The sequence below is a fragment of the Isosphaeraceae bacterium EP7 genome (genome assembly GCA_038400315.1).
In the GTDB taxonomy this organism is placed as follows: Bacteria; Planctomycetota; Planctomycetia; order Isosphaerales; family Isosphaeraceae; genus EP7.
Map to the genome: position 1 here is coordinate 6,966,531 of CP151667.1, position 19,643 is coordinate 6,986,173.

At 70.2% G+C, this 19,643-nt stretch carries 14 protein-coding genes; 11 read left to right on the forward strand and 3 right to left on the reverse strand.

Annotation, left to right across the window (positions count from 1 at the left end; all coding sequences use genetic code 11):
- Positions 1-685: 685 nt before the first annotated feature.
- Positions 686-1,630 carry a DNA integrity scanning protein DisA nucleotide-binding domain protein gene (locus tag EP7_RS27490; RefSeq protein WP_463525460.1) on the forward strand — a complete coding sequence of 315 codons (945 nt, stop codon included), beginning with the start codon at positions 686-688 and terminating at the stop codon, positions 1,628-1,630.
- A gap of 12 nt (positions 1,631-1,642) precedes the next feature.
- Here the strand turns inward: EP7_RS27490 and EP7_RS27495 are convergent, their stop codons facing one another.
- Positions 1,643-2,644 (reverse strand): glycosyltransferase, encoded by a 1,002-nt coding sequence (locus tag EP7_RS27495; RefSeq protein WP_463525461.1) that lies wholly within the window; start codon positions 2,642-2,644, stop codon positions 1,643-1,645.
- A 182-nt stretch (positions 2,645-2,826) separates the two neighbouring features.
- Between EP7_RS27495 and EP7_RS27500 the strand changes: the two genes are divergently transcribed.
- On the forward strand, positions 2,827-3,597 hold the full coding sequence (locus EP7_RS27500) for a serine aminopeptidase domain-containing protein (RefSeq protein WP_463525462.1): 771 nt from the start codon (positions 2,827-2,829) through the stop codon (positions 3,595-3,597).
- 523 nt (positions 3,598-4,120) lie between these two features.
- Complete coding sequence (eno, locus tag EP7_RS27505; protein ID WP_463525463.1) at positions 4,121-5,413, forward strand: phosphopyruvate hydratase; 1,293 nt, start codon at positions 4,121-4,123, stop codon at positions 5,411-5,413.
- A gap of 69 nt (positions 5,414-5,482) precedes the next feature.
- Here the strand turns inward: eno and EP7_RS27510 are convergent, their stop codons facing one another.
- Together EP7_RS27510 and EP7_RS27515 are read right to left on the reverse strand one after the other, a co-directional pair.
- Positions 5,483-7,540 (reverse strand): tetratricopeptide repeat protein, encoded by a 2,058-nt coding sequence (locus EP7_RS27510; RefSeq protein WP_463525464.1) that lies wholly within the window; start codon positions 7,538-7,540, stop codon positions 5,483-5,485.
- Between the two features lie 326 nt (positions 7,541-7,866).
- Positions 7,867-8,697, reverse strand: a complete 831-nt coding sequence (locus EP7_RS27515; RefSeq protein ID WP_463525465.1) for a response regulator — start codon at positions 8,695-8,697, stop codon at positions 7,867-7,869.
- 219 nt (positions 8,698-8,916) lie between these two features.
- Here EP7_RS27515 and EP7_RS27520 point away from each other — a divergent pair, with 219 nt between their 5' ends.
- From EP7_RS27520 to EP7_RS27555, 8 genes are all read left to right on the forward strand, one after another.
- Positions 8,917-9,624 carry a MotA/TolQ/ExbB proton channel family protein gene (locus EP7_RS27520; RefSeq protein ID WP_463525466.1) on the forward strand — a complete coding sequence of 236 codons (708 nt, stop codon included), beginning with the start codon at positions 8,917-8,919 and terminating at the stop codon, positions 9,622-9,624.
- Between the two features lie 72 nt (positions 9,625-9,696).
- Entirely contained in the window at positions 9,697-10,128 is a 432-nt protein-coding gene (locus EP7_RS27525; protein WP_463525467.1) for an ExbD/TolR family protein, read from the forward strand.
- Positions 10,129-10,197: 69 nt separating this feature from the next.
- Positions 10,198-11,256 (forward strand): ExbD/TolR family protein, encoded by a 1,059-nt coding sequence (locus EP7_RS27530; protein WP_463525468.1) that lies wholly within the window; start codon positions 10,198-10,200, stop codon positions 11,254-11,256.
- Between the two features lie 43 nt (positions 11,257-11,299).
- Positions 11,300-12,364 (forward strand): AAA family ATPase, encoded by a 1,065-nt coding sequence (locus EP7_RS27535; RefSeq protein WP_463525469.1) that lies wholly within the window; start codon positions 11,300-11,302, stop codon positions 12,362-12,364.
- Positions 12,365-12,421: 57 nt separating this feature from the next.
- Complete coding sequence (locus EP7_RS27540) at positions 12,422-13,372, forward strand: DUF58 domain-containing protein (protein WP_463525470.1); 951 nt, start codon at positions 12,422-12,424, stop codon at positions 13,370-13,372.
- Positions 13,369-15,546, forward strand: a complete 2,178-nt coding sequence (locus EP7_RS27545) for a VWA domain-containing protein (RefSeq protein WP_463525471.1) — start codon at positions 13,369-13,371, stop codon at positions 15,544-15,546. The genes EP7_RS27540 and EP7_RS27545 overlap by 4 nt, the downstream gene beginning before the upstream one ends.
- Positions 15,547-16,035: 489 nt before the next feature.
- Complete coding sequence (locus EP7_RS27550; RefSeq protein ID WP_463525472.1) at positions 16,036-16,986, forward strand: collagen-binding domain-containing protein; 951 nt, start codon at positions 16,036-16,038, stop codon at positions 16,984-16,986.
- Positions 16,987-17,247: 261 nt separating this feature from the next.
- Positions 17,248-19,623, forward strand: a complete 2,376-nt coding sequence (locus EP7_RS27555) for a hypothetical protein (protein ID WP_463525473.1) — start codon at positions 17,248-17,250, stop codon at positions 19,621-19,623.
- Positions 19,624-19,643: the final 20 nt, after the last annotated feature.

Consider the following 19,643-nt stretch of genomic DNA (forward strand, 5'->3'; position numbering starts at 1 on the left):
TTGACGCAGACCCCCGGCGCGAGCCGGTCGAGCCCCCTCATACTTTGACAATTCGCTGAACCAACCGACGCCAGCCGAGCGATCCAACCGGCCGGCCGAGCTGCCGGATCGGGACAGACCGGCCCAATGTCTCCTCCTCCGATAGGGCCACGTTGCCACCGCCAAACGAAGCCACTCCGAGATTTCGGAACGAAGCCACTTCAAGCCGGCAGAACGAAGCCACTTCGAGATTTCGAAACGAACCCACCTCGACCCAGCAGAACGAAGCCACTCCGAGATTTCGGAACGAAGCCACTCCGACCCAGCAGCACGAACCCACTCCGAGATTTCGGAACGAAGCCACGTCGAGATGACAGAACGAAGCCACTTCGAGCCTTAACTCACAGGCTGATTCACAGTTAGAAAAAAAGAGCTGCTCCGAATCCAGACGAGGCGAGATGGCCTGACGACGCGAACCGGAGTTCATTTCGCGGCTAGGCGGGGTGCCGCGAAAACGTCCCGAATGCGGGGTCGTGGTTGGCTCGGCCGCCCGGGCGTGGTAGCGTGCTTGCCCTCCGAACCTTTCCCGGACTCCACCGGTCTCGACTCCTCGCGGACCGCACACGTCGCAACTCTGAAGCGCCCGAAGGGCCCAGGGCCGACGCATCGTCTGCACAATTCTCAACGAGGCGAGGGGCCGACCGACGTGACCACTCCCCTGAACAAGGCGACGACCGGGCTGCTCGCCATGGCCGGGCAGTCGGCCGTCCGACTCGGGGCGGCCGCCGTCCTGGTGCTGGCCGAGGGGGCGATGGACTGGGAGGGCGTGCGCGAGGTCTTCGAGGACGACGTCCGCGTGCTGATCGCCGTCGAGGTCGAGCGCCACGTCGAGGCCGTCCGCGCGGCCGGCATGATCCCCGTCGAGGTCGAGCCGAGCGAGGCCGCCATCAGCGAGTGCATCAGCCAGGCGCTCATCGAGGCCGTCGCCAACGAGCACCTCACCGCCGGCGACCGCGTCATCGTCGTCTACTCCGGCTTCGAGGCCGAGACCCTCGACAGCCTGACCGTCGTCCGCCTGGGAGAGCACCTCGAACGCCTGACGGCCCGCGACCTGAGGGCCCTGGAAACCTCGGTGCCGCTGGAAACCCTGAAAGCGGTCGTCGACGTGGCCACCGAGATCGGCCGCGAGGGGCGCGAGGGCAAGGCCGTCGGCACCCTGATCGTCGTCGGCGACGTCCGCAACGTCATGACCCGGTCGCACACCCTGGGCTTCGACCCCTTCAAGGGCTACCTCCGCAAGGAACGCAACCTGCGCGACCCGCGCGTCCGCGAGGCGATCAAGGAGATCGCCCAGATGGACGGCGGCTTCGTCGTCGGCCGCGACGGCACCGTCGAGGCCGCCTGCCGGATCATCGACGCCCCCAAGGCCAACCTCGTCCTGCCCAAAGGGCTGGGCACCCGCCACTGGGCGGCCGCCGCCATCACCAACGTGACGAGCGCCCTGGCCGTGGTCGTCAGCCAGTCCACCGGCACCGTCCGCCTGTTCCAGGAAGGCGAGATCGTCCTGAAACTCGCCCCCATGCGCCATGCCCGCGCCATGAAGTGGCACGACGCCGAGACGGAGGCCGCCCCCGCCCGCCCCGAGCGTTGACCCGCGGAGCGATCAGCTCCTTTGATAGGCCGTGCGGACCGGCCCCACGAAGTGGTGGTAGTCTCGACTGGGTAGGAACGAGGACGCCTGCCGGCCGCCGATGATCAGGAAGCTGAACAGGAAGGCGAACATCACCGTCTGGGTCAGCAGCAGGAGCAGGACGCCGAAGCTGGTCGTCGCCCAGCCGGGGATGGCCAGGTCGGTGGCCAGGCGGATCAGGATGATCGCCGCCAGGCCCAGCAGGCTCAGGCCGACCAGGCCGAAGGCCGCGACCAGGACCCGGACGCCGACGACCTCGCTCTGCACCGACAGGGCGCTCAGGCCGTGGATCACCAGGCCGACGAAGTTCATCTTCGACTCGCCGTCGAGCCGGCGGGCACGCACCGTGGGCACCACCGAGTGCGGCTGACGCGACTTCAACACCGAGGCGGCATAGTGGTTCCAGAGTTCGGAGACCACCACCAGGCTGGACAGCCGCTCGCGCGAGATCGCGCTGAAGTTGCCCACCCGCACCCCGTGGCCGATCAGGACCCGGTGCAGGCCGCGGAACAGGCCGTAGAAGAAGCGGAAGGCGAGCGACTCGGACCGCTTGCTCCGGCCGGCGAAGACCACGGTGTGGCCGCCGTCGCGGTCGAGTTGCTCCAGCAGCCGCGGGACATCGCGCGGGTCGTCCTCGCCGTCGGCGTCCATCAAGACGACCGCGCGGCAGGGGACACGGCCTTCGACGAACGACAGGCCGACGGCGATGGCCCGCTGGTGGCCCAGGTTACGCCTCAGGGTGAGCACGCTCACGCGGTCGATCGCGGCGAACGGCCCCCCCGGCCAGCCCGCGGGCGCGGGGCTGGTCGAGCCGTCGTCGACCACCAGGATGCTCGCCGCCAGGTTGGCCCCGCCGAGCGCGGCGTCGAGGCCGACCAGGAGCTTTCCCAGCGCGGGCCAGTCATTGAACACGGGCAGGATCACCAGGAGCGAGTCGTCGCCTCCCCCGATCGCGGCGTCGGTCTCAAGGCTCATGCGTCCCACCATCGTTCCCGGCATCGGGAGTCGAAGGGCCGGCCCTTCAACCTCATCGGGGTATCATTGTCTCGCCCAGCCCTCGCGCTGTCTGCGCCCTGGAACCCCGGGCCGCTAAGGTTCCCGGTCGCGTATGCTAGGACCCGGACGATCGCCGGCTGCTGCACCACGAGGCCCGCTTCATGACCGAATCAACGCTGTCGGCCGGGACGACAATCGAGACACGTGAGCAAACCGCCTGCGCGAGCCTGGTCCTGGTGGCCGACGGGGTCGGCGGCTTTCACTTCCTCTCCAGGGCACTTCAGCATGTGATCGGCCGGCTCCCGGGCGCGCCCGAGGTCCGCACCCTGCGCTGGGGGCACGGGTTGGGCCGCTGGCATTCCGACCTGACCGACATCGTCAACCACCGGGCACAGGCCGAGGTTCTGGCCGGGCAGGTCCGGGCGTTCCGGGCCTTGCACCCGGGCTCGCCGGTCTACCTCGTCGGCAAGTCGGGCGGCACCGGGGTCGTCGTGCGTGCCCTGGAGATGCTGCCTGAATCGAGCGTCGAGCGGGTGATTCTGCTGGCCCCCGCCCTGTCGCCGGGCTACGACCTGACGGCCGCGCTGGGGGCCGTGGTGCGCGAGGTCGTGGTCTTCTGGTCGCCGCTGGACGTCTTCGTCCTGGGCCTGGGGACGCGCCTCTTCGGCACCTTCGACGGCCCGCGTGGCGTGTCGGCCGGCCTGGTCGGGTTCCGCCGCCCGAAGGGCCTGAATGAGCTGGGAATAGCCCGGTATGGCAAGCTCAGGCAGGTCCGCTGGACCCCTTCGATGGCCCGCACGGGATACCTTGGCGGGCATGTCGGGCCGGATAGCCCGGCCTTCCTAAGGCGTTACGTCGTCCCCCTGCTTTTACCCCCTTGGGATCTCGACGCCGGGGTCAAGCCGGCGCGTCGCGGGGTCGATAAGCATTAGGCCCCAGCGACGCGGTGCAACGCCGCGACGCGACGACACGGGGCGGCCTCCCAGAGCCCTCCGCCCGTTTTGACGTGGCGGAACCGGGCAGCCGGAGACAGAATGAGAGGCCGACCGGATCGGGTGCGAGGCGGGTAGACCGGGAGCGAAGCTCCTCGGCTTGCTCGCCGAAGCAGCCTGAACGATCGGGAGGGCGTGCCGGCCGCGGCCTCGCGGGGCCCCGGCCCGCGCGCCCTTCGTCTGCCGGCCAACCCTTGACCGGCGACGGGCACGCACGAGAACTGGCACCGTTGAGCCCGCACCGCGTGGCGGTCTCGACGCCTCGGCTTGGAACTGATTCACACCATTCGCGGCCACCCCCCTCGCCGGGCGTCGAGACCACCACGCGATCGGACCTTGACCGTCCCGTCTCGTGCCGACGACTCCCCCCTTCGGAGGACTGGCCCGGCCCTCGTCGAGGGCTCGCCTCGTCCTCCTGGCTCAGCTTGACACCTCGACTTCCTTCCGGAGCTTGCCGACCACGATGAGCACGCAACTTGCCCCGATCTCCGCGGTGATTGGCCGAGAGATCCTCGACAGCCGTGGCAACCCGACCGTCGAGGTCGACGTCATCCTGGCCGACGGCACCCTCGGCCGCGCCGCGGTCCCGTCGGGCGCCAGCACCGGCGCCCACGAGGCGATGGAGCTGCGCGACGGCGACAAGGCGCGCTACCTCGGCAAGGGGGTTTCCAAGGCCGTCGCCAACGTCAACGGCGCCCTGGCCAAGGTCAGCATCGGCCGCGACCCGTCCGACCAGACCGGCCTGGACCGCGCCCTGCTCGCCGCCGACGGCACCCCCAACAAGGGCAAGCTCGGCGCCAACGCCATCCTGGGCGTCTCGCTCGCCGCCGCCAAGGCCGCCGCGCAGGCCCACCGCCTGCCGCTCTACCGCTACCTCGGCGGCGTCAACGCCAAGACCCTGCCCGTGCCGATGATGAACATCCTCAACGGCGGGGCCCACGCCGACAACAACGTCGACGTCCAGGAATTCATGGTCATGCCCTTCGGCGCGGCCACCTTCAGCGACGCGCTCCGCTGCGGGGCCGAGATCTTCCACAGCCTGAAGAGCGTGCTCAAGGGCAAGGGCCTGAACACCTCCGTCGGCGACGAAGGCGGCTTCGCCCCCAACCTGAAGAGCAACGAGGAGGCCATCGAGGTCATCCTCCTGGCCATCGACAAGGCCGGCTACAAGGCCGGCTCCGAGGTCTTCCTCGCGCTCGACGTCGCCTCGACCGAGTTCTTCAAGGACGGGGTCTACACCCTGGAGAACGAGGCCAAGCCCAAGAAGACGCCCGAGCAGATGGTCGAGTTCCTCGCCTCCTGGGTCCGCCAGTACCCGATCCGCTCGATCGAGGACGGCTGCGCCGAGGACGACTGGGCCGGCTGGAAGCTGCTGACCGACACCCTGGGCGCCACCACCCAGATCGTCGGCGACGACCTCTTCGTCACCAACAGCGAGCGCCTGGCCCGCGGCATCGACGGCGGCGTGGGCAACAGCATCCTGGTCAAGGTCAACCAGATCGGCAGCCTGACCGAGACGCTCGACGCCATCGGCATGGCCCAGCGCAACAAGTACACCACGGTCATCAGCCACCGCTCGGGCGAGACCGAGGACAGCACCATCGCCGACATCGCCGTGGCCACCAACGCCGGCCAGATCAAGACCGGAAGCGCCTCGCGCTCCGACCGCATCGCCAAGTACAACCAACTGCTCCGCATCGAGCAGGAGCTGGGCGCCGACGCCGTCTACGGCTCGACCCTCTGGCCCACGAAGTGACCAGACTCTGATGCAAGACGAGCGGGCGGCCGAGCGCTCGGCCGCCCGCTCGTCGTTCCCGGCCCTGACTCAGCGGGTCTTCTGAGGCATGGGAACCCTGGAAGCCGCCTCCCTGTAGGGGCGTTTCTTGCGATAGAGCGCCAGGGTCATCTCGCCCTCGCGACTCAATTTCGGGTCGACGGTCATCGCGTTGGCCTGCGTCTGGTAGTCGACAGCCTTGTCGAAATCACCGGCCTCGGCGTAGGCCGCGGCGAGGGTAAGCCGCGATTCCATCGCGTTTTGTCCCGCCTCCCGGAACGCCTTCAAGGCCGATTCGACGGCTTTTTTGCCGTCGCGATGCCTGGGGTCCGGGGAAGTGGCCATGATCCAGGCCTGCATCCTGAGGGCTTCCACGTCGTCTGGGGCGAGGCGGAGCGAGTTGCCGAGGTCGGATAAGGCCATCGCGAACTGACGCTTGCGCAACCAGATCGCACCTCGGACCCGGAACGCTGCATCGTTGGCGGGATCCAGTTGGATGGCCTTATCGAGGTCCACCATCGCCTTGTCGTACTCGCCCACGCTGTGACTCAGCACCCCGCGGTAGCAGTAAGCCGCCGAGTTCTCGGGATCGAGGCGGAGGGCCTCATCGAGATCGGCCAGCGCCTTGCGGTCATCCTCCCTCTGGATCCAGATCAGGGACCGTCGGGCGTACGGATCCGGGTTCTTGGGATCGAGGCGAGCGGCCTCGTTGAAGTCGGCCAGGGCCTTGTCCAGGTCGGGCTTGGCGAACCATGCGACCCCGCGGAGCACGAACGCATGCGAGTTCTTCGGGTCGAGCCTGATCGACTCGTCGAAATCGGCCAGGGCCTTGTCGAGCTGCCCCCGAGCGTGCCAGGTATTGCCCCGGTTGCTGAATGCGAGCGGATTGCTCGGATCGAGCTTGATGGAGGCGTCGTAATCGGCCAAGGCCTCGTCAAGCGCCCGCCTGTACCACTGGGCGTCGGCCCGATCGAGGAAGAATTCGGCATCCCCGGGTTTGATGCGGATGGCCTCATTATAGTCGGCTAGGGCACCATCGTGGTCCTTCCTGAAGGACCGGATGCTCGCTCGGTTGTAGTAGGAGAGGGCGTGGTCGGGGTCGAACTTGATGGAGGCGTCGTAATCGGCCAGGGCCTTGTCGAATTCCTCCTTCGCCTGCCAGGTGAAGCCGCGTTGGAAGTAGGCGATCGCGAATTCGGGGTCGAGCCGGATGGCCTCGTCCTGCTCGGCCAGGGCCTTGTCGAAGTCTCCCTTGAGGTGCCAGACGTTGCCCCGGTTGCTGTGCGCGAGCGGGTCCTTGGGATCGAGCCGGATCGCCTCGCCGAGGTCGGCCAGGGCCTTGTCGTATTCCTTCTTGCCCTCCCAGGTCGCCGCTCGGTTGATGTAGGAGGCGGGTACTTCCGGATCGAGCCGGATGGCCTCGGTCAAGTCGGCCAGGGCCCCGTCGTACTCTTTGCGGTGGAGCCGCATCCTGCCCCGATTCCTGAGTGCGTTGGAATTCTCGGGATTGAGCTCGAGCGCCCCGGAATAGTCGGCCAGGGCCTTGTCGAGATCCCCCTTGGCCTCCCAGGCGGCCCCCCGGTCGTTATGGAGGTCGGCGTTCTTGGGGTCGAGCCGGATGGCCTCGGTGTAATCGGCCAGGGCTTTGTCGTATTCCTTCCTGTCTTGATAAATGGCCGATCGATTGATGAAGGCGGCCGGCAGGTCGGGCTTGAGCCGGATGGCCTCGGTCAGGTCGGCCAGGGCCTCCTCCTCGTCGAGATTTTCGCGTCTGACCAGCCCACGCAGGATGTAGAGCGAATCATTCTTCGGGTCGGCCTCGATCTTCCCGGTGAAGTGGGCCTCCGCCTGGTCGAGCGGGATGATCCCGCCCACGGGGGCCCAGCCCGAGATGGCGCGAGATTCGAGCAGGGCCCGGCCGCCCTCGACTCGGGTGACGCGATAGACACGGAAGTTGCCGCCGTTGGCGACGACCTTGCCGTCGACCTCGAGCGGGGTGGCCTCCTCCTTCACGACCATCATCCCGACCTGGATCGGGCCTCGATCGGCCCGGGCGATCCCGCAGGAGAGGGCCAGGACGACCAGGCCGTTGAGGAGATGACGTGACATGGAATCGATCTCTCTCACCACCGAGATGAATGGATGCATCCAGATCACTCTATCTCGGGTTTGCCTGCGCGGCAACAATCCCGGAGCGATCTCGTGGCGGCGTGGCGACATCGCCCGAGTGTGGATCGTCGGATGGCCCCGCGGCCACGCTGTGCAGGCCGGGGGAATAGGGGGTGTGCGCAGCCAGGCCGGGGCCGTCTCCCTCGACGGAGGCCCGCGCAATCAGGATGGGAGAGGGGCGGGATGCGTCCGGTCGGCGGCCATGCCCGCGACGGCCGGCTATGCCTCGATCGTCGGCCTGTTTTCAGCAGCCCAGGTTCGAGGGTTCAGAGCTCGAACCGCTTGATCAGGGTCACTTCGTTGCCCCGCTCATTATAGCGGAACTCGTCGACCAGGCCCTTGGCCAGCATGATGCCGAAGCCGCCTTCGCGCTTGCCCATCTCGTTGCGCAGGTCGATGTGGCCGATGGGGTCTTCTTCGCTGGCGGCGTGCGGCAGGTTCTTGGGGTCGAAGCCGGTCCCCTGGTCGCGGATGATCAGCTGCACGCCTTCGGGCTCGATCCGGTAGGTGATGCGGACCATCAGCTCGGCGTTCTTGCGGTTGCCCCACTCGATGGCGTTGCCCCCCATCTCCAGCACCGCCTGCTTCAGCTCGCGGACCTGGCGCTCCGACAGCGGGGTGTGGGCGTAGAGGTCGGAGAGCATGTCGTTGGTCTGCTGGAGGTAGGTGACCTCGCTGCGGACGTCGAAGTGGATCTCGCCCTTGGTGCCGCGGTGCTCGTGCTCGGCGTGCCAGGCCAGGGCCTTGTCCATCTCGGCGAAGAGTTCCTCGGGCGTGAACGGCTTGGGCAGGTAGCCGTTGGCCCCGACGCGCACGCCCCTGATCCGCTGAGTGGGGTCATTCAGCGCGGTGACCATCACGATGGGCATCAGGTTGGTGTCGCGATTGCGCTTCAACTGCTCGCAGATCTCGAACCCGTCGGCATCCGGCAGCATCAGGTCGAGCAGGACGAGGTCCGGCTTGTGCTCGCGGACGGCCGACAGGACCGACGCACCCGTGTAGAGCTGGACCGGCACGAAACCCCGAGCCTGCACCAGGCTGGCGAGAATCTCGTTGGTGTCGCGCTCGTCGTCGACGATTAACACGGTGCGCGGCATGGGCAAAACCTTCACTCGGGATGAGGATCCGTCGGTCCGTGCATTCTCTCGCGCCGGCTGGCGCCTGACAAGGCACTTGGCCGGCCCCTGCGCCGCCTGCCCACTTGCGGGCCGGGTCGCGCAGCGGTCACAATCGACCCGATCGACGCCGGAAACGGCCCGCTTCCGCCTCGTCCAGTCCGATCCGATCTGATCTGCTGCCCGACGGGACCCACCGGCATGCCGACCAACAAGATCCCCGAGATCATCGACTCATTCGGCTATGTCATCTACGCGGCACTTGCCCTGCTGGCCGTGTGGGGTGCGTACAACTCGATCCTGCTGTACCGCAGCCTGAAGAAGAAGGCATTGGCCAATGACGCCGCCGCCGAGCTGATCGCGCAGGTGCAGGCCGCCTGCCAGCAGGGCAAGGTCGAGGCGGCCATCGCCGCCTGCCAGGCCCCTCGGTTCTGGCACTCGGCGCTGGCGCAGCTGATCTCGGTGGCGCTGAAGCACCGCGACAAGGGGATCGCCAAGGTCAAGGCCATGCTCGTCATGGAGTTCCACACCGAGGTCGTCGCCGGCATGGAGAACCGCCTCGGTTCCATCGGCACGATCGTCCGGATGGGGCCGCTGCTGGGGCTGCTCGGCACGGTCGCCAGCATGATCGGCGCCTTCGGCCGCATTGGCGGCTCGGCCAAGGTCAACCCGACCGACCTGGCCAATGACATCAGCCTGGCGCTCTGGGCCACCGGCGCGGGGCTCCTGATCGCCACCCCGATGATGATCGTCGGCAACGATATCCACGCGAAGCTCCGCTCGCTGCGGGACCGGACCGAGCGCCAGCTTCAAGACTTCATCGAGGTGCTTGAAGCCCAGAACCCGCCGCAGCAGCGCCGCGACTCGGGCTCGCGCTCCGGCACCATGCGGGCCGTGCTCCCCCGCTAACATCCGCATCCAGCACGCGGGCGGCGACGGGCCTCTGCCTCTTATCCTCCGACCACCGACCGGGCCGACGCCATGCTGCTCCGACGACAGGTCAGCGAGGAGCGCGACGAGCACATCGACATGACGCCGATGGTCGACGTCGTCTTCCAGCTCATGACGTTCATGCTCTTCTCCTCGCAGATGGGGGGCGAGCTCCCCGTCGACATCCCGACCGCCTCGCACGGGGTCGGCGTCGAGGACGACACGGCCACGTTCCTCACCCTGCTGAAGCCCGAACGCCCGGGCGCCCCCCCGCGCATCCTGCTGGGCAAGCCCGAGGTGGGCACGATCACGATCGACCAGGTGAAGCAGGCCGTCGCCGCCGGTGCCGCCGAAGGCAAGCGAAGGGTCGTGCTCCAGGCCGACGGCGCCGTGCCGCACGGGGAGGTTTTGAAGCTCGCCGCCCTCGTCACCGAGACCGAGGGCGTCACCCTTCACGTCGGCGTGAAGGAGCCCGAGCGCTAGCGGCCGCAGGCGTCCGGCGTTCCCCCCTTCCCCTTTTGCTGTCAGCCGCTTCCCGCAGGAGCCGAGCCGTTGCCGACCTGGGACGTCTTCGTCGCCGATCGCCTGGAGGTCATCCGCAACCTCGACCTGGACGCCCTCCGCGCCGCCCTGGCCCGGGGCGAGTGCCGCGACGACGACCTGGTGCGCCTCTCGGGCACGACCAACCCCTGGACCAGCCTGGCCGACCTGCCCGGCCTGGCCGCGCCGGCCCCCGCCAGGCCCACGCCCGCTCCTCCGATCCCGCCTGCCGCCAGTCCCACGCCCGCTCCCGTCGTCGAGGCTCCGCCGGCTCCCGTCCCCAAGCTCGACGGGACCGACGCGGACCTCCCCCAGCTCGGCCCCGACGAGGGCGATTACGAGGAGGTGGTGGATGACCTGGACGACGGCCCTTCCTCCTTCGACGTCATCGACCCCGGGATGCCCGAGATCCGGCCGACGACCGGGGGCTACGGCGGCAACGACCAACGGCTGGTCGACGACGCCAGCGCCGACCTGATCCCGGTCTACGGCCCGGACGAACTCTCCCTCGACGATCCATACGATGGCGAGGACGAAGAAGACGAGGACGAAGGGGCGGGCGAGTTCAGCCTGGCCCGACCCGGGGCCGACAAGATCGAGGAGCTGGACCTGGCCGCGATGGTCGACGTCGCCTTCCAACTCGTCCTCTTCTTCCTCGTCACGGCCACCACCGTGCTGTCGAAGACCCTGGAGATTCCCAAGCCCAACCCCGAGAACGCCCCGGGCGCGGTGGCCCAGGGCCGCAGCAAGAACCTCGACGACCTGTCGAAGGATTACATCGTGGTGGAGATCGATCCCGCGGGAGCAGTGAAGATCGATCACGAGCCGGTGAACGCCACGGCCGGCGCGCTGACCGAGGCCCTCCGCCGCTCGCGAGAGGCCACCGGCCGCCGCTCGATGCTCCTCACGGCCGACTTCGCCACCCCCCACCGCAGCGCCGTGCTTGCCTACGACGCGGCCAACGAGATCGGCCTCTCCATCGCCATCGCCCGCCCCACGCCGCCGTCCCCCCTGGGCAACGGCGGGGGGGCGGCCCCGGCCCCGGCCGGGAAGGCGGCGGGTGGCCGATGAGGACGAGCCGCCGGCCCCGGAACGCATCCAGGATTCCGCACGCATGACGATCGAAAAGTCGGAGACTTACGCCTCGGACGCCGTCGTCGACGAGGTGGCCGCCGTCGCCGAGATGGCCGACGACTACCGGCGGCTGAAGGCCGAGATCGCCCGGGTCGTCATCGGCCAGGATCGGGTGGTCGACCAGCTCCTGATCGGCCTGTTCGCCCGCGGGCATGTGCTGCTGGTGGGCGTGCCGGGCCTGGCCAAGACGCTGCTGGTCAGCACGGTGGCGGGCATCCTCAGCCTCTCGTTCCGGCGGATCCAGTTCACCCCGGACATGATGCCCGGCGACATCACCGGCACCGACATCCTTCAGGACGACCCCGAGACCGGCCGCCGCCGATTCGCGTTCATCCCCGGCCCAGTCTTCGCCAACGTCGTCCTGGCCGACGAGATCAACCGGACCCCGCCCAAGACCCAGGCCGCGCTGCTGGAGGCGATGCAGGAACGCCACGTCACGGCGGCCGGCCAGACGTATCCCCTGCCCGACCCCTTCTTCGTGCTGGCCACGCAGAACCCGATCGAGCAGGAAGGGACTTACCCGCTGCCCGAGGCCCAGCTCGACCGGTTCATGCTCAACGTCCGGGTCCCCTACCCCACGGCCTCCGAGGAGCTGGACGTCCTGCGTCGAACCACCGGTGACGAGCCCACGACGCCCACCCCTGTGCTGTCGGCCGACCGGATCGAGGCGCTCCAGCACCTGGTCCGGCGGATCCCGGTCCCCGATCACGTCTTCATCTATGCACGCGACATGGTTCGCGCCACGCGGCCGGCCGAGCCGGAGGCGACCGACCTCGTGCGCCGCTGCGTCTCCTGGGGAGCGGGCCCGCGCGCCGGCCAGTCGCTGATCCTGGCGGCCAAGGCCAGGGCCGCCCTGCACGGCCGGCTCCACGCCGGCATCGCCGACGTCCGCGAGGTCGCCGCGCCGGTGCTCCGCCACCGGGTCGTCACCACCTTCCGCGCCGAGGCCGAAGGGGTCGACCCCGACAAGATCGTCGCCCACCTCATCGAGACGATCCCCGCCCCCGCCGACCGCGCCGCGACCAGGCTCATCGGCACGCACTGATTCATTCCGCCCGTGACCCGGGCCAAGGACCGCATCAACTCAGGCGCAACCGCCCCGATGAGCCCCCAGACCCGCCCCGACGACGGACCCGATGACGTGCTCGACCCGACCGCGCTGGCGCGGTTCGGCCGGCTCGAGCTGCTGGCGCGGCTGGCCGTCGAGGGGATGAACGCGGGGTCGCACAGGAGCCCCTTCAAGGGGTCGTCCGTCGAATTCGCCGAGCACCGCCAGTATGGGCCGGGCGACGAGATCCGCCGCGTCGACTGGCGGGCCTACGGCAAGAGCGACCGCTACTTCGTCAAGGAGTATGAGGAAGAGACCAACCTCAACGCGTATCTCGTCGTTGACAGCTCCGCGAGCATGGCCTACGCGGGCGCGGGTTCAACCAAGCTGGAGCATGCCCGGGCGCTGGCCGCGACGGTCGCCTACCTGATGCTCAAGCAGCGCGACGCCGTCGGCCTGGTCGCCTTCGGCACCACCGCGGGCGAGCCGATCCCCGCCAGGTCGGCGCCGGGGCACTTCGCGGTGCTCTGCAGGGCCCTGGAACTGGCCGAGGCGGCCGGCGAGACGCCCCCATCGGCGGCCCTGAATGAGCTGGCCGGGCGGGTCGACCGCAGGGGCCTGGTGGTCATCTTGACCGACGCCTTCGAGCCGCTTCCCGACCTGATCGAGGCCCTGCGCCACCTGCGGCATCGCCGGCACGAGGTCCTGCTGCTGCACGTCCTGGCCCCCGAGGAGGAGGAGTTCCCCTTCCGCGGGCCCACGCGACTCCGCCCCCTGGAACACCCCGGCGACGCCCGCGACGTGGACCCAGCCGCCGTGCGTGCCGCCTATCTCCGCCGCTTCCGCGCCTTCTGCAACGATCTGGAGGGGGGGGCGCTCGCCCTGGGCTGCGACTACCACCGGGCGTCGACCGCCGAGCCCCCCGGGCGGACCCTGCTCGACTACCTGGCCGCGCGGTCGGCACGCAAGGGGCGGCGTGGGGCGTCGGCCGAGGGCGGCCGGTGAGCTTCGGACTCGCTCACGCCTTGATGCTCGCCGGGCTGGCCGGCCTGGCCATCCCGCCGATCCTCCATCGCCTCAGGAGGCGTCCCGGCGAGGTCGTCGACTGGGCCGCCATGCAGTTCCTCGACGAGGAGCCCGCCGCGCGCCGGCGACCCCGCCTCGACGACCTGCCGCTCATGCTCGTGCGCATGGCCACGCTCGGCCTCATCGCGGTCTCCCTGGCTCGGCCTTATCTCCGGTCGGGCACCGGCGAGCCGGGCGCCGGGCCGGGGCCTCGGCTCGTCGTGCTGGTCCTCGACGGCTCGGCCAGCATGGGACGCCGGGGCGCCGAGGGAACCCCACGCGAAGCGGCCGTCGCCTGGGCACGCTCGCTGCTCAAGAGGCTCGAACCGGGCGACCGGGTCGCCCTGCTCCTGGCCCGCGACCGCGTCGCGCGGGTCATCGACCCTCCGAGCTCCGACCTCTCACGCGTTGCTGAAGCGCTCGACGCCCTCCCGCCCCCCCGCGGGTCGAGTGACCTCCCCTCGGCCGTCGGCGAGGCGTTGCGCATCCTGGAAGGGGTGACACAGCCGGCCGACCTCATGCTGCTCACGGACCACCAGCGGCTGGCCTTCCGCCCCGACGAGTCGGCCCGCTGGCAGCTCTTGCGCGACCTGCGAGGGCGGCTCCCCGCCCCCGTCCGACTCTGGGCACCCGACTTCAGTCCGGCCGGGCCGGCGGCAGGCTCGACCCCCGACGGCTCGGTCGGCCCGGTCTCGGTCTCCCGCGACCCGATTGCACCCGGAATGACGCTGACGGTCTCGGCCGAGATCGCCAACGCAGGGCCCGGCCCGCTGGTGCGGCAGGCCGAATTGCTCATCGATGGCCAGCTCGCGTCGATCCCCGCGCAGGCGGTCGGCCCGCTCCCGCCCGGGGCCCGCGCCCCCGTCCTCTTCCGGGCCTCGATCGCCGACGCGGGGGAGCACCTGCTCGGGATCCGGCTGCGGCCGGCCGACGACCCGAACCCCGTCGACGACACCTCCGAACGCCCCGTCACCGTGCGCGACGCCCTGTCGGCACTGCTCGTCACCGGCGAGCCCGACGCCGACGCTGTGGAACGGGCGACCGAGTTTCTCCGGATCGCGCTCGCCCCGGTCGACGATCAGGCCCCGGTCGTCCGAGCCCGGGCAGCGGCGGTTAGCTCACTGACGCCCACCTCGCTCGACGGCCAGTCGCTCGTCATCCTGGCCGGCGTCGACCGCCTGCCGGACGAGTTCAGCGGGCCGCTCGCCAGATTCGTCGGGCAGGGCGGCGGGCTGCTCGTCATCCCCGGAAGCCGGGCCGAAGTCCCCGGCTGGGTCGACCAGCTCGGCCCGCGCGGGTCCGACCTGCTGCCGGCGCTTCCCGGCGATCTGAAGGGGGAAGTGGGCCGCCGCGAGGCCGTGGCGCACCCGGCCCCCTCCAGTTTCAGCGGCCCCGTGATGGCCCCGCTCGCCGCGGGCGACGCCCCCGCCCTGGGGCTCGCCGACCTGTACTCGTACCGGGTGCTCCGCCCCCTGCCCGGCTCAACTGTCGCGGCCCGGCTGGACAACGGCGACCCCTGGATCGTCGAACGGCCGCGAGGTCGGGGCCGGGTCGCACTGCTCGCCGGCCCGCTGGACGCCAATTCCGGGACCCTGCCGATCAACGCGGACTTCGTCCCGCTCGTCCACGAGTGGGCCGGCCGCCTGGGAGGGCCCGACGCCACGCATCGGCCCGTCCGCCCCGGCGAGCCGCTCGCCTTCGACCTCGACCCGCCGCCCGCCGCCGACGTCGCCGCGCCGACCATCACCGACCCCGACGGCGTCCGCCACCCCGCGTCCATCGACCGGTCGGCCGGCCGGGCCGTCGCTCGGCTGCGCCAGGCCGACATCCCTGGCGTCTACCGGCTCGACCCGGCCGGCCCCCGAGGCCGAGCCGCTTACGCGACGGTCGCCGCAGACCCACGCGAGCCCGACCCCGCCCGCCTGACCCCGGCCGACGCCGCCCGACTGGCCCTGGGCTGGCCGCTCGAACTCGACTCCTCGCCCGCTCGGCTGGCGGGCCGGCTGCTCGCCCCCCGCGCCGCCACCGACCGCGAAGCTTGGAGGCCGCTCCTCCTGCTCGCGCTCGGCGGGCTCGCCCTGGAAGCCTGGATGTCCCGGCTCAGGGCACGATGAGCTGAATGCTTATGCGATGTGACGTTGATCCAAAGCAACGCGACCGGACACAAAATCTGGCTGCAAGCATGAAATCGTGGGCAAGCCATCCGGAGATCCGTCTATTATGGCAGAAAATGCGATCCTCGCGTTTTCATTCGACGACACTCCTCAAATTTTCCGCCGATTGCCGTCCGAACCCCGAGAAGAAACGTACTATTGCAACGGGTTGCGGCTAAATCAGGCCGCCCAATGCCGATGAGCTGCTGACACATCGAACGAGCAGCTCCATCCGGCCGATCTGTTGCGGATCCCTCGGGATTGCACCGAGGGCGTCCGGAAGTTGCCCCGTCCCCGGTCGGATTCGGCTCTCAGGATCGATGACGATCCCATTAGGGCCCGGGTCTTCGACGCGGACGAGGCCCGAGAGGGAAGACCGCGAAGCGCCGGCCATGTTGGCCCTGCGCTCCGAGTGCGTCCCTTCGCATTTCACCTGGAGACGTACGCACGATGACTCGCCGCATTTTCGGTCGGATCGCCGGTGCCATGCTGACCCTTGCCGCCCCGGGCCTGGCCTCGGCCGATTCGGTCCTCTACAAGTACAACGTCGTCACCACGGGCGACTTCACCCAGAACTCGCATGTTGATTACAACACATTCATCGGCGGCAATCTGAAGGGGTCCGGCGGCGTCTTCTCGATGAGCAACAACTTCCCGGTCGGGCCCGGCCTGACCATCGCCGGAACCGCCGTCGGCTCCAGCAACCAGCAGGTCAACAGCAACCGGAACCTCGTCGTCTCCAGCGCCGGCGCCGCGGGCACCGTCCACCTCAACGGCGGGTCGCTCGTCATCGACTCGACCCTGGCGACGCAGGCCGCCCAGATCAGCCAGGAATTGCAGAACGACTCGATCGCCTTCAAGGCCCTGGCCACCAATCAGGCGGGCCCGGTGGTGGCCAACAACGGCCAGTTCACCTTCACCGTGAACGCGGCCACCGCCGTCAACGGCGTCGCCGTCTTCAACATCAATGGGGCCTTGCTCAGCAGCAACTCGGTCCAGAATGGCCTCTCGCTGGCCGGCGACTTCGCGAGCGTCAGCAGCATCATCATCAACGTCACGGGCACGTCGATCACCACGAACGGGAACTTCAACGGCGCCTGGAACGGTGCCCCGATCAGCGCCAAGACGCTCTGGAACTTCGCCGACGCCACCACGCTGACCCTCAACAACAACTTCCAGGGGGCCATCCTGGCCGTCAACGCCGCCGTGACGCACAGCAGCGTCTCGACCGACGGCTCGCTCTTCGCCAAGTCGCTGGTCTCCAATGGCGAGATCCACAAGTCCCTCTACAGCGGCTACGTGCCGAGTCCCTCGGTCGTCCCCGAGCCCGCCTCGTTGGTCATGGCCGGGATCGGTGCCGCCTTCGCCATGGTCACCGCCCGCCGCCGGGCCCGCGCCTGACCCGAAGTTTGGGGGAGCGATCCCCCGGGCCGACCCGGCCCGAACAAGGCCAACCGGGACCGCCCCGCGTCGAGATCCTCGACGCGGGGCGGTCCCGCCTTCGTTTCGAAGGGAAGACCGGGCGCGGCGGGCTGGGCCGGCCCTCGGCTTCCCCCCCCGCCGGGGGCCCGATAGACTGGCGGCCGAGCGGCCGGGCAAGTTGCCCCGGCCGCGCCGTTGCACCTGCGTCCGTCGGGCGCCAACCCCTGGAAGGCCCGCGCCATGACGGTCGACCTGCCGGGCGGGCTCCGCCTGATCCTGGCCGGCGCGCCGACAGCCTGGACCTGGGGGCTCGCCGCCCTCGCCCTGATCGGCCTCGTCTGGGCGTTCTCGCGCCAGGAGCTGCGCCTCGTCGGCGGCCGTGCGGCCCGCGCCTCGATGGCGCTCCGCATGCTGGCGGCCCTGCTGCTGGCCGCCGCCCTGTTCGAGCCGGTCCTGGAACGCACGACGCGAGAAACGAGGCCCGGCCGGGTGATCGTCGCCGTCGACGTCTCGGCCAGCATGGAGACGATCGACCGCCGGAGGCCCGACGCCGAGCGGCAAGCCCTGGCCCGCACGCTCGGCCAGATCGATCCGGCCACGATCCCCAGACGCGAGATCGCCCGGCGGCTGCTCGATGGCCCCCTCGCGCCACTGGCCCGCGAGCACACCGTCGAGTTCGAGTCGTTCGCGCTCCGGACCCGCCCCGCCTCGCCCGATGCGTTCGCCCGGCCCCTTCCCCCGGACGACCCCGAGAGGCTGGCCACCGACTGGTCCGGGGTGCTGGCCGACGCCCTGGCGGACCACCCTTCGAGCCCCCCCGCCGACGCGCTGGTTCTGCTGACCGACGGCCGCCGGAACTTGCCCGAAGGCGACCTGCCCGCGCGGCTGGCCGGCCGCAAGATCCCGGTCTATCCGGTCCTCGTCGGCTCGACGATCCCCCCGCTCGACGTCGCCGTCGCCGCGTTGCGTGCCCCCGAAGTCGCCTTCCGCGGCGACGTGGCCACCGTCGAGGTCGTCGTCAAGGCCGACGGACTGGCCCCCGGGCGTGAGCTGAAGGTGACCCTGGAAACCCAGGGCGGCAAGCCGCTCAGCCAGGTCATCGTCACCCCGAGCGACCGGTCCAGGCCCGTGGCCACCTTCCGCCTGCCGCTGGGCACCCTGGGCCGGGTCCCGCTGACCGCCCGCGTCCAGCCACAGGCCGGCGATGCCCGCTCCGACAACGACGCCCGATCGACGGCCATCCAGGTGGTCGACGACAAGGCCCGCGTGCTGCTCATCGACGGCGAGCCTCGCTGGGAGTTCCGCTACCTGCGCAACGCGCTGACGCGCGACCCCCACGTCAGGCTCGACGCCGTCGTCTTCCGCCAGCCCTCACTCCCCGACCCGGATCCGGCCGCGACCAGGTCGGTCGACGCGGCCGAGTTCCCTGCCCCCGCGCCCTCGCCCGACCTGGCCGACCCGCTAGGCGAGTACGACCTGATCATCCTGGGCGACGCTGCCCCCTCCGACCTCTCCCCCGAGGCCTGGTCGCGGCTCGATCGCTACGTCTCGGAGCGCGGCGGGACCCTGGCCTTCTCCGCGGGCCCCCGGTCGTGGCCCCCCCTGCTCGCCGATCCGACGGCCCGTTCCTTGATCCCCGTCCTCGACCCGTCGCCCGTCCCGGTCGACCCCGCCGCCGTCGATCCGACTCACCCGAGCCTCCCCTCGGGGGTCGCCCTGCACCCGAGCCCCGCGGCCCTGGCCGATCCATTGTCCTGGCCGATGCTCCAGCTCGACGCCCGGGGAGGCGCCGCCTGGGGGACGCTGCCGCGCCTTCCCTGGGTAGTCGCGGGCCGCCCAAAGCCGGCCGCCGCCGTGCTGGCCAGTGCCGGGGAGGGGCCGGAAGCGGGGGGCCGCGCGGCCATCGCGGCGCAGCCATACGGGCTGGGCAAGGTGCTCTGGGTGGGGACCGACGGCACCTGGCGGTGGCGGCACCGGGCGGGCGACGCCTACCACCACCGGTTCTGGGGCCAGGTGGTGCGCTGGGCCTCCGCCGGGCGGCTGGCCTCGGGCAGTTCCCTGGCCCGATTCGGCCCCACCCGCTCGCGCCTGCCCGAGGGGGACGCCCCGTCGATCCAGGCCCGCTTCGCCGAGGGGACCGCCGGCCTGACGCCCGATCTCCTGGTCGCCGCCCGGATCTTCCGCGCCGATGACCCGTCGCGAACCAGGGCCGTCGCCATCGCCCCGCTGCACCCGCTTCCCGGCCGCCCCCGCGTCTATCAGGGGGAAGCCACTCCTCTGCCGCCGGGCTCTTATGTCATCCGCCTGGAAGCCCCCACCCTGACGGCCGAAGGCCCGCCCCTGGAGGCCCCGCTCGACGTCAATCCCCGCGAGTTCGGCGAGTTGATCGACCTGGCCGCCGACCCCGCCCCGCCCGAGCAACTGGCCCGTGCGACCGGGGGCCGGGTCTTCCTGGATCACGAGGCCGCCGCCCTTCCAGGCTCGATCCGGCCCCGAGTCCACACCCTGACCCGCCGGGTTAGCACGCCCCTCTGGGACGGCCCCGCCGCACTGCTGACGATCTTCGCCATCCTGACCGCCGGGTGGGCGCTTCGCCGACGATCCGGCCTATCCTAGGTCGACGGCGGGGGCGAGTT

Coding starts and splice junctions, on each gene's coding strand:
- EP7_RS27495 (WP_463525461.1), bottom strand. CDS start 2,644: ATGAGCCTTGAGACCGACGCCGCGATCGGGGGAGGCGACGACTCGCTC.
- eno (WP_463525463.1), top strand. CDS start 4,121: ATGAGCACGCAACTTGCCCCGATCTCCGCGGTGATTGGCCGAGAGATC.
- EP7_RS27555 (WP_463525473.1), top strand. CDS start 17,248: ATGACGGTCGACCTGCCGGGCGGGCTCCGCCTGATCCTGGCCGGCGCG.
- EP7_RS27500 (WP_463525462.1), top strand. CDS start 2,827: ATGACCGAATCAACGCTGTCGGCCGGGACGACAATCGAGACACGTGAG.
- EP7_RS27535 (WP_463525469.1), top strand. CDS start 11,300: ATGACGATCGAAAAGTCGGAGACTTACGCCTCGGACGCCGTCGTCGAC.
- EP7_RS27525 (WP_463525467.1), top strand. CDS start 9,697: ATGCTGCTCCGACGACAGGTCAGCGAGGAGCGCGACGAGCACATCGAC.
- EP7_RS27550 (WP_463525472.1), top strand. CDS start 16,036: ATGACTCGCCGCATTTTCGGTCGGATCGCCGGTGCCATGCTGACCCTT.
- EP7_RS27515 (WP_463525465.1), bottom strand. CDS start 8,697: ATGCCGCGCACCGTGTTAATCGTCGACGACGAGCGCGACACCAACGAG.
- EP7_RS27520 (WP_463525466.1), top strand. CDS start 8,917: ATGCCGACCAACAAGATCCCCGAGATCATCGACTCATTCGGCTATGTC.
- EP7_RS27540 (WP_463525470.1), top strand. CDS start 12,422: ATGAGCCCCCAGACCCGCCCCGACGACGGACCCGATGACGTGCTCGAC.
- EP7_RS27510 (WP_463525464.1), bottom strand. CDS start 7,540: ATGTCACGTCATCTCCTCAACGGCCTGGTCGTCCTGGCCCTCTCCTGC.